Source organism: Shewanella septentrionalis, assembly GCF_025370265.1.
Taxonomy (GTDB): Bacteria; Pseudomonadota; Gammaproteobacteria; order Enterobacterales; family Shewanellaceae; genus Shewanella; species Shewanella hafniensis.
In genome coordinates this window covers 1-12985 of the sequence record NZ_JAMTCC010000014.1, presented here as the reverse complement: position 1 = coordinate 12985, position 12985 = coordinate 1, and the positions used below count along the sequence as shown (strand labels likewise).

The following is a 12985-nucleotide window of genomic DNA, read 5'->3' as shown; positions in this document are numbered from 1 at the left end:
GCTTGCGAAACTCTCGCCAGCCCGTTGTTTATGAATTCGTTGTAAGCTTTCGAACTTTTAGAACACTTCCTCAAGCGAGCTGCCTTAAGGAATTTGTTTTAAGTGATCGGCTTTAAGGGAGCAGCTCTAAGGGATCTGTCTTAAAAATTCCAGCGCTTTATCTAGGTCGCGGGTGCGCGCCATCGGCGGCAGTGAGTTTAAAAAGGCTTGGCCGTAATAGCGATTCACAATGCGATTATCACAAAGGATCAGCACACCACGATCTTTTTCATCGCGAATAAGACGGCCAACACCTTGTTTCAGCGCAATAATCGCCTGAGGTAAGGACACTTCAGTAAAAGGATCGAGTCCCTGACGACTCACATTGTCGGCTCGGGCACGATACAGGGGCTCATCCGGCGACACAAAAGGTAATTTGTCGATGATCACGCAGCTTAACAATTTGCCGCGCACATCCACCCCTTCCCAAAAACTACTGGTGCCGAGCAATACCGCATTGCCGAGTTGGCGAAACTTAGTCAGCAGACTCTGTTTACCCGCTTGACCTTGTACCAGCAGCGGATACTGAGTGCGAGTTCGCAGTGCCAACGCTGCTTGTTCGAGCATTTTATGGCTGGTAAAAAGAATAAAAGTCCGTCCCTGCGCTGCGTCTATCGCTTGCACGCACACCTCCACCAGCTGTTTTAATGCTTGCTGTTGATTGGTCACGCTGCCAAGTTGTCTCGGCACACAAAATACCGCTTGGTGGGGATAATCGAAGGGACTGTCGAGAATACTTTGCTGCGCATCGACGATGCCCATTTCTCGGGCGAAATGGGTAAGGCTGCGATTAACCTGCAAAGTTGCCGAGGTAAATATCCAGCTGGTTTCAGGCACAAATAACTGCTGGCACTCACGGGCAATATTGATGGGTGAAATTCGCAGCACCACAAAACGACTACCAAATTCAATGCTGTAGGCCGCCAGATTATTATCGCAGTTAAAAAACACACTGAGCTTATTATTCAGCTCCGCCAACTTGATGGCGATATCATCTAACAATTCACTGCGGCCAATATGGGCCATTAATAAATTCTGCAGCGCAGTTAATTCCGCTAATAAATCCCATGACGCCGCCGCGAGCGCTTTATTGCCCAGCACTAAACGCCAGTCGGATTCACCGCAGGAATATAACTGATTATGCCAGTCACTTAATTTAGCGAGGCAACGCTGACAAAATTGGGCGAGTTGCCCCGTATCACTGAGTTCGGTCTGATAAATAGCGAGTAGCTTTTGAATAAAATCATCGATAGTGCGACTCGAACATTGCTGGCCAAAATAGTTAACGCAAATATCGGGTAATAAATGCGCTTCATCGAAAATCACTACGTCGGGATCGGGCAGTAACTCGGCAAAGCCCGTGTCTTTGAGTACGCTATCGGCGAAAAATAAATGGTGGTTAACCACAATAATTTTGGCATCCATGGCACGGCTGCGCGCCTTGCGCGTAAAGCAGGCATCATAAAAATCGCAGCGCTTACCAATACAGCTTTCTTTGGTACTGACCACGAGCGGCAGCGCCGAGGAATTCTCAGGTACTGAGGTCAAGCCGCCAATATCGCCATCTTTACAGGTGCTCGCCCACTGATTGATTTTCAACAAATCATCCAATAAACGCGCATCGATATGTGTCGCCTCGCTCATTTGCTTATCGAGTCGCCACTGGCACAGATAATTATTGCGCCCCTTAAGCAGCGCCAGTTTGGGCTCAATTCCCAACATGGCGACCAGCGCGGGTAAGTCTTTAAAAAACAACTGCTCTTGCAGATTTTTACTGCCCGTACTGACGATAACTTGCTTGCCGCTCAATATCGCGGGGATCAAATATGCAAAGGTTTTACCCACCCCTGTGCCCGCCTCAATCACCACATTACTCTTAGACGCTATCGCCTCACTCACTTGCTGCGCCATTTGCATTTGGCTTGTTCGCGCACTAAACCCTTGAATGTGCTTAGACAATACTCCATCGGGCAAAAATGCGCGTTGCACTTCAGACGCAAGTCGGCTCACCGCAGCAGCGCCTTTTGCGGCAGCAGGCTTAGCCACAATTTCTTTAGAAGAAGCATGCTTTGATGTCGGTTGGCGGGAGCGAGTCAAAGGGAGAATCAATCCTTTATCAAGGTGTTAGGAAACGTTATAGAAACCATGCAGTAAGGCCACACTATAAGCTGCTGCGGGCTGCTGAGCGAGTGCATTGTGATGACTTTAATTAACCACAAGCACTGGTTAGTACCGCAAGCCGCGGCGGTAAACGATAGCGTTAAGCTTAACGGCTCGAAGCATTATGCTGATTTAAGATAAGACTACAAGTTAGCAAGGATAATTTCGCGGGTTCTTTCCCTCGCGCCATACATGAGCCGCCATTTAAAGCTGTTCATTATGGGTAGTCAGTTTTGATACAAAGCTCCCAAAACAAGATATTTGAGTACGCGCAGCATTAATTGCCATTGTTTCCCCAGTGACTCGCCATAAACTCGTCGCTGAAGGCTCGACGGCGGCATATATGGATATATTCACGGCGTGTCACTGGAATGACTGTGCTTAATGATTACATACACATTGACTTCACGACTTTCTCGGTCATTGGAACAGATTACGCTGATGCTAGTTCGGCACGACTTACCAACACATTTCGGCCCACTTTAAACATCCCCTCAACAAATAGACTCAATCGCTTTATTTAGCGATAACCACCTGCCTTTCACAAAAACGCATAAATATTCTCATTTAATTCAAAATTGCTGTTGCAAAGGCTCATAAAAGCGGTTAGTTTAAATCCACTTATACGGATAGACGTCCGTAACAACGCATTCAACGCTTTACTGTATTTCGAGCAGTTGAGCCAATAAAGTTTAATACCGAGAGAGTAAAATGAGCCCACTACTGAACGCTATCCACCACCATCACCACCATATGCGGTAGCCTTCGGATGCTCACTGCCGGAGGACTATATCCTTCTGGCGGACTGATTCAAGATGATCATAAACCCCTGGAAGGAATTCCGGGGGTTTTTGCATTTAGGCGTTAATTTGGGTTTTAATTTTGATTTTAATTTTAATAGAAATTTTAGATATTTTATAAATTATCAATACGTTAGTTAGAGATCTTAGCTAGATTACTTAGCTAGAGCCCATTGAACGGCAAGGCGTATTAAACCGATTAAACAACACACTTTTGAATCTTTTAATTTTGATACTTTTGAGCGAGATAACACTATGACTGAATCGAACCGTTTACGCATCGCCATCCAAAAATCTGGTCGTCTTTCTACTGACTCTCAGCAACTGCTAAAAAGCTGTGGTGTTAAATTTTCCATTAATGAACAACGCCTTATCGCTCACGCCGACAATATGCCTATCGATTTACTGCGCGTTCGTGATGATGATATCCCAGGATTGGTCATGGACGGCGTGGTTGATATGGGGATTATCGGTGAAAACGTGCTCGAAGAAGAACAAATCGAGCGTCAAACACTGAACAAGCCCGCAGATTGCCTCAAACTGCGTCAGTTAGATTTCGGATCATGTCGCCTCTCGTTAGCCGTACCAACAGAATTCAGTTACGCCGATGCCTCCTCGTTAGAAGGATTACGCATCGCCACTTCTTACCCGAACCTGCTGCGCCGTTTTATGCAACAAAAAGGCATAACTTATCGCGACTGTATGTTAAAAGGCTCGGTTGAAGTCGCCCCACGTGCCGGCCTTGCCGATGGGATTTGTGATCTCGTGTCAACGGGCGCTACCTTAGAAGCCAACGGTTTATACGAAACCGAAGTAATTTACCGCTCTATGGCCTGCATCATTCAGTCGACCCAAACCCAAACGCCGACTAAACAAGCACTCATCGACAAAATTCTATCCCGCGTCAACGGCGTTATCCGCGCCCGTGAGAGCAAATACATCCTGCTGCACGCGCCAACCGAAACCTTAGACCAAATCGTCGCCCTGCTGCCCGGTGCTGAAAACCCCACCGTATTGCCATTAAATGATGATACTAACCGCGTCGCTATCCACGCCGTCAGTACTGAAGATTTGTTCTGGGATACTATGGAACAGCTAACCGCACTCGGTGCCAGCTCGATTCTGGTGATGCCAATCGAAAAAATGATGGGGTAATGTATGGAAATCCTAACTTGGTCAACCTTATCAACCGCCGAGCAAAAAACGGCGCTGAAACGCTCACCCTTAATCGGTGACAGTGGCTTAGAGCAAAGCGTTCGCGCCATTCTCGATGCGGTGGCGACGCGGGGTGATGCCGCCATTCAAGAATTTAATCAAAAATTTGATGGCTTCAATAGCGCTAAGATTGGTGAACTCCGTATGGGCGAAGCCGAAATAACGGCGGCAAGCGCACGGGTATCGCCAGAGCTGAAAGCGGCGATATCCAAAGCCATGGCGAACATAGATGTGTTTCACAGCGCCCAGCAATTTCGCCCGATTGATATGGAAACCGAGGCGGGAGTACGCTGCGAGCTACGTAGCGAACCGATTGAAAAAGTGGGTTTATATATCCCCGGTGGCAGCGCGCCATTGATTTCGACCGTGATGATGCTTGCCCTGCCCGCCAAAATTGCCGGCTGCGAACAAAGAGTGTTAGTCAGCCCACCGCCCATCAACGATGCCATTATCTATGCCGCCAATGCCTGTGGGATCACTGAAATCTATCAAGTGGGCGGCGCGCAGGCGATTGCAGCACTGGCCTTTGGCACGGAAACGATTCCGGCGGTCGATAAGATTTTTGGCCCAGGTAACCGCTATGTGACTGAAGCTAAACGCTTAGTGTCACAGGATGGTCGCTGCACTGTGTGTATCGATATGCCCGCTGGCCCTTCTGAGGTGTTAGTGATTGCCGATAGCGACGCCAATTGCGAATTTATCGCCGCCGATTTGCTTTCACAAGCGGAGCACGGCCCTGATTCACAAGTGATTTTAGTGACGGATTCGCAAGCTATCGCCGATAGTGTGAATGATGCGCTGACGAGACAACTCGCCGTCCTGCCGCGTTGTGATATCGCGGCAACGGCGCTACTGAGCAGTCGTACTTTGGTTGTGGACAATATGCTGCAAGCCGCGCAGGTTTCCAATCAATATGGGCCTGAGCACTTGATCATTCAAACGCGCTTACCCCGTGAGGTGCTGAAAAACATTCGCGCCGCTGGCTCAGTGTTTTTAGGCCCCTATACACCTGAATCTGTTGGCGATTATGCCAGTGGCACCAACCACGTGCTGCCGACTTACGGTTACAGCCGCGCCGTGTCGAGCCTGTCATTAGCCGATTTTAGCCGCCGCTTTACCGTGCAGGAACTCAGTGCTAAGGGCTTAATCGGATTGGGGCAAGCGGTCATGACGTTAGCCAGTAACGAATTGCTCGATGCGCACAAAAATGCCGTAGCCATTCGTCTAGCTAGCCTAGAGAAATGATCCGCCTAGATCTTAAATGATTAGCGCTTAAGTGATTGAAAATAGAGCTGAGTGAAGAAAATGAGCCAAGTGAGCAGCATGGAAAAAACAGCAGAACCCGCAGCATTAGCATCGACGTTAGCACCATCAACGTTAGCGCAATCGGCGTCGCTAAATTTAGCCGAGCGCCTAGCGCGCCCTGAATTACTGGATTTAACGCCCTATCAGAGTGCTCGCAGACTGGGCGGTCGTGGTGATATTTGGATCAATGCCAACGAATCGCCGTTTAATAATGTCGATACGGCTGCGCTCGATTTATCGAAATTGAATCGTTACCCAGAATGCCAACCGCCGCAGCTTATCAATGCCTACAGCGAATACAGCGGCGTAAGCGCCAGCAAGATAGTCGCCAGCCGCGGCGCCGATGAAGCGATAGAACTGTTAATTCGCGCCTTTTGTATTCCAGGCGTCGACAGCATTGCCTGCTTTGGCCCGACGTACGGCATGTATGCCATCAGTGCGAACACCTTTAATGTGGGCGTTAAAGCGTTAACTCTCAGCGCGGAATATGGCTTGCCGACAAGCTATGCCGAGGACGTTCGCGGCGCAAAACTGGTGTTTATCTGTAATCCCAATAATCCGACTGGGACTGTGATCGACAAAGCCATTATCGAGCAAGCGATCAAAGCCCTGCCCGATTCGCTTGTGGTCATCGATGAGGCCTATATTGAGTTTTGCCCTGAATACAGTGTGGCGGATTTACTGGAAAGCTATCCGAATCTAGTGGTACTGCGCACCCTATCAAAAGCCTTTGCACTCGCCGGCGCACGCTGTGGTTTTATGCTAGCAAACGAGGCCGTAGTCGAAATTGTTATGCGCGTGATTGCGCCCTATCCTGTGCCGCTGCCAGTGAGTGAGGTCGCCACGCAAGCGCTATCAAGCGTAAGCGTTGCGCGGATGAAAGTGCAAGTCGCAGAATTAAATGAGCAAGGCGCCAGACTCACAGCGGCGATCAGCGCTTATTGTTCAAAATCGAATAGTTCAGATTCGCGCGCCCGCGTGCTTAAGCCTAACGGCAATTATGTGCTGGCTGAATTTGATGATGTCGCCAAGGTCGCGGCGTTACTGCAAGGCAGCGGCGTTGTTGCCCGCGCCTACAAAGATCCAAGGCTTGCCAAGGCAATCCGCTTTAGCTTCAGTTCAAAGGCGGATACCGATGTGTTAGTGAATTTATTTGAATCGCAAAGCACTGAGCAATCACCAGAAACGAATAATAAGTAACTGAACATAAAAACTAATAAAACCAATAAAAAGCGAATGCCGCGCTGAAGGTAAAATCAGCTTAAGCATTAGCTAAACGAATTGAATTTGAAGGTAGAGCCATGAACCCACAATTTATCCCGAACGTTGCACAAAAAATTCTGTTTATCGACCGCGATGGCACCTTGATTGAAGAACCCGTCACCGACAAACAGGTCGATAGCCTGGCTAAATTAGTGTTTGAGCCACAGGTGATCCCCGCTTTGCTACGTCTGCAAAAGGCGGGATTTTGTTTAGTCATGGTCAGCAATCAAGACGGCCTTGGCACACCGTCTTTCCCGCAGGAAGATTTCGACGCGCCCCACAATATGATGATGCAAATCCTCAAAAGCCAAGGGGTGAACTTCGAAGATGTGGTGATTTGCCCACACTTTAATGATGAAAATTGCAGTTGCCGTAAACCTAAGCTTGGGCTAGTAAAAGACTATCTCACCCAAGGCTGCATCGATTTCACTCAATCGGCGGTGATTGGCGATCGCGAAACCGATGTGGAACTGGGCAATGCCATGGGCATTAAAAGCCTTAAATATCAACGCGACACTTTAGGTTGGAACGCCATCGCCGATGCGCTGCTCAATAAAGGCCGCACCGCGACGGTCGTGCGCACCACCAAAGAAACCGATATTCGTGTGACTGTTGATCTCGACAGCCCCGTTAAAGGCAAAATCGACACTGGCATTGGCTTTTTCGACCATATGCTCGATCAAATTGCCACCCACGGTAATTTTAGAATGGATGTGAAAGTCGATGGCGATCTGGAAATCGACGATCACCACAGCGTGGAAGACACTGCGCTGGCCATAGGTGATGCCCTGCGCCAAGCGCTCGGTGACAAACGCGGCATTGCCCGTTTCGGCTTTATTCTGCCGATGGACGAAGCCAAGGGCGAATGTCTGCTGGATATCTCTGGCCGTCCTTTTATCAAATTCTCGGCCGATTTTGAACGTGAGCACGTAGGCGAAATGGCCACAGAAATGGTGCCACACTTCTTCCGCTCCTTTGCCGATGGCCTGCGCTGTACGCTGCATGTGTCGACCGAAGGCGATAACGATCACCACAAGGTCGAAGCCCTGTTTAAAGTGCTCGGCCGCGCGCTACGCCAAGCGGTTAAAGTCGAAGGCGATATTCTGCCATCGAGCAAAGGCGTGCTTTAAGGCATCAGCATAAATCGTTTAAGAGGTTAGGATGCAACAAGACACTCTATTAACAGCCGGCCAGCAATTAACAGCAAATGAATCGCCAGATGCTGAAACCGTCATCATAGACACGGGCTGCGCCAATTTAAGCTCAGTACGTTTCGCCTTCGAGCGTTTAGGCGCTAAGGTATTGGTCACAGACGATAAAGCCAAAATCAAAGCGGCAAAACGCGTGGTGCTGCCGGGTGTGGGTACGGCGGGTGCGGCCATGGCGTCTTTGCATGAAAAAGGCTTAGTCGAACTCATTCAAGGCCTGACTCAACCTGTGCTGGGCGTGTGCCTTGGCATGCAAATGCTCGCGGCGATTTCTAAGGAGCGCGGCGGCAAAGGTCAAGATTGTGAGTGCTTAGGCATAATCCCAACCGACATTTGTGAGCTGGATACGCAGTTACTCAAAGCTGAAAGCCTACCTTTACCGCACATGGGCTGGAACCAACTTAAGCTAACAACAAACTCACAAGGCGCCAACAGCCCTAACGTTCACCCGCTGTTTGCGGGTATTGAAGATGGCAGTTATGTGTATTTCGTCCACAGTTACCGCGCGCCATTAAGTGAATTTACCTTAGCCGAATGTACTTATGGTGAAGGTTTTAGCGCCGCCATCGGCAAAGGCAACTTTATGGGCGTGCAGTTCCACCCCGAAAAAAGTGCCGCCGTGGGCGCGCAAATTCTGCGTAACTTTTTACAGATGGACGAGTTACAGATGAACGAAGCTCTGATGAACGAAGCGCTGCAAAGCAGCTCTGCTGATGGCCAAGCGGGTGTAAAGAAGGCTGACCAATGAATAAATTACTTATTAAAAAACCACTTACTAATGAATCATTTATAAACAAATCAATCAAGGATCTAATCTTATGATTATTCCTGCAATTGATTTAATTGATGGCAATGTCGTACGCCTCTATCAAGGTGATTACGGTCAGCAGACCACCTTTGATTTAAGTCCTTTGGCGCAGCTGCAATCCTATGAGGCACAAGGCGCGAAGTGGTTACATATTGTTGATTTAACAGGCGCGAAAGATCCCGCTAAACGCCAAACTCTCCTTATCAGTCAACTCGTGGCGGGACTAAACGCTAATATTCAAGTGGGCGGCGGTATTCGTACTGAAGAGCAAGTCACTGAATTATTAGCTATCGGCGTAAAACGTGTGGTGATTGGATCACTGGCGGTGAAAGAACCTGAGTTAGTCAAACAATGGTTTATCAAATACGGCAGCGAAGCGATTTGCCTCGCACTCGATGTCAATATCAACCAAAGCGGCGAGAAAATTGTCGCCGTATCCGGTTGGCAAAGTGGCGGCGGTAAGAGTTTAGAATCCCTCGTAGAAACCTTTAGCGCGGTCGGCTTAAAGCATGCGCTAGTAACTGATATTAGCCGTGACGGCACCTTAACGGGCGCGAATACCGCGCTTTATCAAGAAATTGCTGCAAGTTATCCCGATATCGCTTGGCAAGCCTCCGGCGGTATTGCGACTCTTGAGGATGTTGCCGCCGTGCGTGACAGCGGCGCGGCGGGCATCATTATAGGCAAAGCCTTGCTTATCAATCAGTTTAACGTGGTGGAGGCAATCCAATGCTGGCCAAACGACTAGTCCCCTGTTTAGATGTGAAAGACGGTAAAGTAGTGAAAGGCGTGCAGTTTCGTAACCACGAAATTGTCGGTGATATCGTGCCCTTAGCCGCGCGTTATGCCGAAGAAGGCGCCGATGAGCTGGTATTTTATGACATTACCGCCAGCGCCCACGAACGTGTGGTCGATAAATCTTGGGTGAGCCGCGTGGCGGAGCAGATTGATATTCCCTTCTGCGTGGCAGGTGGCATTAAAACCATTAGCCAAGCCCGTGAATTATTAGCCTTTGGGGCGGATAAGATTTCGATTAACTCGCCCGCCTTAACCGATCCGAGTTTGATCTCGCGCCTGCAGGACGAGTTCGGCCGCCAATGTATCGTGATTGGTATCGACTCCTTTTTCGATGCCACCAGCAACAGCTATAAGGTAAAGCAATTTACCGGCGATGAAGCGGCGACTAAGGATACGGTGTGGTTCACCCAAGACTGGGTTGAAGAAGTGCAAAAACGAGGTTGTGGTGAAATCGTGCTCAATGTGATGAACCAAGACGGCGTGCGCGGCGGCTATGATATCAAGCAGTTAAGTCTTGTTCGTGCCATCTGTGACGTACCTTTAATTGCCTCTGGCGGTGCAGGGACTATGGCGCATTTTCGCGATGTATTTATTGAAGCTAAGGTCGATGCGGCGCTGGCGGCGAGCGTATTCCACAAGGCGATTATCAACATCGGTGAATTAAAAGCCTATTTAGCGGCCGAAGGGATCGCGATTAGACGCTAGAGCGGTTCTAGGTTCTAGGTTCTAGGTTCTAGGTTCTAGGTTCTAGGTTCTAGGTTCTACAAACAGATTAAGAGTGAATACTATGTCAACGCAAACAAACACTAAGTCGGATTTCAGCGAGCTGGATTGGGACAAACAGGATGGGCTTATTCCTGCCGTGATCCAAAATCACTTATCGGGCAAGGTATTAATGCTCGGTTACATGGATAAGGCCGCGCTGGAAAAAACCTTGAGCACAGGTGATGTGACCTTTTTCAGCCGCTCAAAACAGCGTTTATGGACTAAGGGTGAAACCTCGGGCAATACCCTAAAGTTGGTGGCTATCGATAAGGACTGCGATAACGACAGCCTGTTAGTGCAAGTGATCCCCAACGGCCCAACCTGCCACAAAGGCACCGAAAGTTGCTGGTTAGATGACAATGCGCACCCCTTTTTGAACAACCTCGCCAGCTTAATCACCTCGCGTAAAGGGCAAAATGCCGATTCCAGCTATACAGCGTCTTTATTTGCGCGCGGCACTAAACGTATCGCCCAAAAGGTCGGGGAAGAAGGTCTCGAAACCGCCCTTGCCGCTGCGACCCACGATAAGGAAGAGTTAGTTAACGAAGCCTCAGATCTTATCTATCACTTGCTGGTATTGCTTGAAGATCAAAACTTAAGCCTCAGTGACATCACAGCAAACTTGCTGGCAAGACATCAAAAGGCACTGCAGAGCAAAGCATAAACGTCTCACTGTCTCTGATTTCAAGCTAGTCTCTGATTTCAAGCTAATCGCTTACATCAAGAAATGCCGCACACTTAAGCCAAGTCTGCGGCATTTTTTATCACGCGATAAACGTGGCGAACTCCTCTTTCTTCTCCCCTCGTTAACCATAAACTCAGTGTGAGTTAGGTATGTCTTTAAGCTTAGTCACATGACAAAAAACAAACAAAATACTGTTGTAATGGTTGACAAGTACACCTCAACTCCCTATGGTAGCCTCCGTTGCCGTTAGGTTATTAAGGCAAGGCATAAAAACACTTATCCGTTTTTACTCAACACACGCTAAGGCAAGTTTTATGTGTTTCACACCCTTTTATTATCCCTATCTGTAGCCGCAATGGCATAGATAGGCTCCCTCGCCTGACCTTCCATTGTGGCCATATCCTTTCGGATCCGCTGAGCGCCACTGTCTCATTTGCTTAAATCATTTTGTGCTTAAAGCGCATCAAAATCCTTTAAGACAGTTGCTTTAGGATCAAATCTTTAGCTCATTTTCTTGCAACACGCTTTTGAGATCATGTTATGACACAGAATAAAATTTTCGGCAGTCTGCTGCTTATCGCAGGCACCACAATCGGCGCGGGTATGCTGGCTTTGCCTATCGCTTCGGCGGGACTTGGTTTTGGTACGTCCTCCGCCATCATGTTGATCCTATGGGCGCTAATGGCCTACACGGCACTGCTAATGGTGGAAATCCATCAATTCGCCCCCAGCGATGCCAGCCTTAATCACTTGGCGCAACGCTTATTGGGTCGTAAGGGCCAGTTGATCGCCAATAGCGCCTTGATGTTTTTACTGTACGCCCTTTGCGCCGCCTACATTGCCGGTGGCGGTGAGCAAGTGAACCAAAAGCTGAGCACTTGGCTAGGGCTAAGTTTGCCACCACAGGCGGGCGCCATCCTGTTTACCCTGCTGATTGGGGCGATTGTGGGCATGGGAACTCACTGTGTGGACCTTATCAACCGCGGTTTGTTTGCCCTTAAGCTATTGGCATTACTGCTTATGTTGGCCTTGTTACTGCCGCAGGTAGAAAGCCCACATTTGCTCGAACTCCCACTCAACCAAGGTTTAATTATCACGGCTATTCCGGTGATTTTTACTTCCTTTGGTTTCCACGGTTCGATTCCATCAGTGGTGCGCTACATAGGGGTTGAGGTCAAAGCCCTGCGCAGGATCATGCTACTCGGCTCCGCTTTACCACTGGTCATTTATCTTTTGTGGCAAGTAGGTAGCCAAGGTGTACTGAGCCAAAGCCAATTGCTCGAAAATCAGAGCTTATCGAGCTTTATCAATCAACTGGCGAGCGTACTGCACAGCGAATACTTAAGCAGTGCGATCAGTTTGTTTGCCGATCTCGCCCTTGCGACTTCGTTTTTAGGAGTGAGTTTAGGCTTGTTCGATTTTATGGCTTCGACCTTAAGACGAGAAGATGATTTTTCTGGTCGTAGCCTAACCGCTGCCATCACCTTTTTACCGCCCTTAGGTTTTGCCCTCTTCTACCCACAAGGTTTTATCACAGCCTTGGGTTACGCAGCGATTGCGCTGGTAATCCTCGCCATCTTTCTACCTGTGGCCATGGTGTGGACACAGCGCCAGACGCGAGATGCGGCCAATATGCCGACGGGATATCGGGTCGCGGGCGGCAAGTTTGCCTTAATGCTCACCACACTTTGCGGAATCGTGGTTATCGCCGCGCAGATGTTTAGCTAGCTCCAATTCACTCACCAAGAGTGAGTTAACTAAAAGTTAGCTAGCTCGAATAAAAGATTAGGTACAAGAGCCTGTAAAGCTTCAACTATTGACAGCAGGCTCTTGTCTATTCGATGATCCTTTCACATTAGTCAGCTAAGCCCTTGGGTGTTAAACTGCCTCTGATGATCGTGCACGCTGCGACAGCGCCTAAGAAAACGGCTTCTAAAGT

Annotated in this window: 10 protein-coding genes; 9 read left to right on the top strand and 1 reads right to left on the bottom strand. The window is 48.8% G+C overall.

The genetic code is table 11. From position 1 onward, the window contains the following. Nucleotides 1-126: 126 nt before the first annotated feature. Nucleotides 127-2136: a DNA repair helicase YoaA gene (yoaA, locus tag NE536_RS09770; RefSeq protein WP_261272578.1), complete on the bottom strand. Its 2010-nt coding sequence runs from the start codon at nucleotides 2134-2136 to the stop codon at nucleotides 127-129. Between the two features lie 1118 nt (nucleotides 2137-3254). Between yoaA and hisG the strand changes: the two genes are divergently transcribed. The 9 genes from hisG to NE536_RS09725 all read left to right on the top strand — a co-directional run bounded on the left by hisG (nucleotide 3255) and on the right by NE536_RS09725 (nucleotide 12774). After that, a complete protein-coding gene (gene hisG / locus NE536_RS09765; RefSeq protein WP_006086295.1) occupies nucleotides 3255-4154 on the top strand; it encodes an ATP phosphoribosyltransferase in 900 nt (299 codons plus the stop codon). Nucleotides 4155-4157: 3 nt separating this feature from the next. Further along, nucleotides 4158-5459, top strand: coding sequence for a histidinol dehydrogenase (gene hisD, locus NE536_RS09760; RefSeq protein WP_261272577.1), 1302 nt, complete (start codon nucleotides 4158-4160; stop codon nucleotides 5457-5459). A 60-nt stretch (nucleotides 5460-5519) separates the two neighbouring features. Beyond that, nucleotides 5520-6719, top strand: coding sequence for a histidinol-phosphate transaminase (gene hisC, locus NE536_RS09755; protein ID WP_261272576.1), 1200 nt, complete (start codon nucleotides 5520-5522; stop codon nucleotides 6717-6719). Nucleotides 6720-6820: 101 nt separating this feature from the next. Continuing rightward, nucleotides 6821-7912: a bifunctional histidinol-phosphatase/imidazoleglycerol-phosphate dehydratase HisB gene (hisB, locus tag NE536_RS09750; RefSeq protein ID WP_261272575.1), complete on the top strand. Its 1092-nt coding sequence runs from the start codon at nucleotides 6821-6823 to the stop codon at nucleotides 7910-7912. A 31-nt stretch (nucleotides 7913-7943) separates the two neighbouring features. Further along, nucleotides 7944-8738 (top strand): imidazole glycerol phosphate synthase subunit HisH, encoded by a 795-nt coding sequence (gene hisH, locus NE536_RS09745; RefSeq protein ID WP_261272574.1) that lies wholly within the window; start codon nucleotides 7944-7946, stop codon nucleotides 8736-8738. 70 nt (nucleotides 8739-8808) lie between these two features. After that, nucleotides 8809-9546 (top strand): 1-(5-phosphoribosyl)-5-[(5-phosphoribosylamino)methylideneamino]imidazole-4-carboxamide isomerase, encoded by a 738-nt coding sequence (gene hisA, locus NE536_RS09740; RefSeq protein WP_259212399.1) that lies wholly within the window; start codon nucleotides 8809-8811, stop codon nucleotides 9544-9546. After that, nucleotides 9528-10301: an imidazole glycerol phosphate synthase subunit HisF gene (hisF, locus tag NE536_RS09735; protein ID WP_071939389.1), complete on the top strand. Its 774-nt coding sequence runs from the start codon at nucleotides 9528-9530 to the stop codon at nucleotides 10299-10301. The genes hisA and hisF overlap by 19 nt, the downstream gene beginning before the upstream one ends. 82 nt (nucleotides 10302-10383) lie before the next feature. Next, complete coding sequence (hisIE, locus tag NE536_RS09730) at nucleotides 10384-11025, top strand: bifunctional phosphoribosyl-AMP cyclohydrolase/phosphoribosyl-ATP diphosphatase HisIE (protein ID WP_261272573.1); 642 nt, start codon at nucleotides 10384-10386, stop codon at nucleotides 11023-11025. A 561-nt stretch (nucleotides 11026-11586) separates the two neighbouring features. After that, on the top strand, nucleotides 11587-12774 hold the full coding sequence (locus NE536_RS09725; protein ID WP_261272572.1) for an aromatic amino acid transport family protein: 1188 nt from the start codon (nucleotides 11587-11589) through the stop codon (nucleotides 12772-12774). Nucleotides 12775-12985 lie beyond the last annotated feature (211 nt).

What these genes read in the sequence shown, in the direction of transcription:
- hisF (WP_071939389.1), top strand. Translation starts at nt 9,528, where the DNA reads ATGCTGGCCAAACGACTAGTCCCCTGTTTAGATGTGAAAGACGGTAAA.
- hisG (WP_006086295.1), top strand. Translation starts at nt 3,255, where the DNA reads ATGACTGAATCGAACCGTTTACGCATCGCCATCCAAAAATCTGGTCGT.
- hisA (WP_259212399.1), top strand. Translation starts at nt 8,809, where the DNA reads ATGATTATTCCTGCAATTGATTTAATTGATGGCAATGTCGTACGCCTC.
- hisH (WP_261272574.1), top strand. Translation starts at nt 7,944, where the DNA reads ATGCAACAAGACACTCTATTAACAGCCGGCCAGCAATTAACAGCAAAT.
- hisIE (WP_261272573.1), top strand. Translation starts at nt 10,384, where the DNA reads ATGTCAACGCAAACAAACACTAAGTCGGATTTCAGCGAGCTGGATTGG.
- hisB (WP_261272575.1), top strand. Translation starts at nt 6,821, where the DNA reads ATGAACCCACAATTTATCCCGAACGTTGCACAAAAAATTCTGTTTATC.
- hisD (WP_261272577.1), top strand. Translation starts at nt 4,158, where the DNA reads ATGGAAATCCTAACTTGGTCAACCTTATCAACCGCCGAGCAAAAAACG.
- NE536_RS09725 (WP_261272572.1), top strand. Translation starts at nt 11,587, where the DNA reads ATGACACAGAATAAAATTTTCGGCAGTCTGCTGCTTATCGCAGGCACC.
- hisC (WP_261272576.1), top strand. Translation starts at nt 5,520, where the DNA reads ATGAGCCAAGTGAGCAGCATGGAAAAAACAGCAGAACCCGCAGCATTA.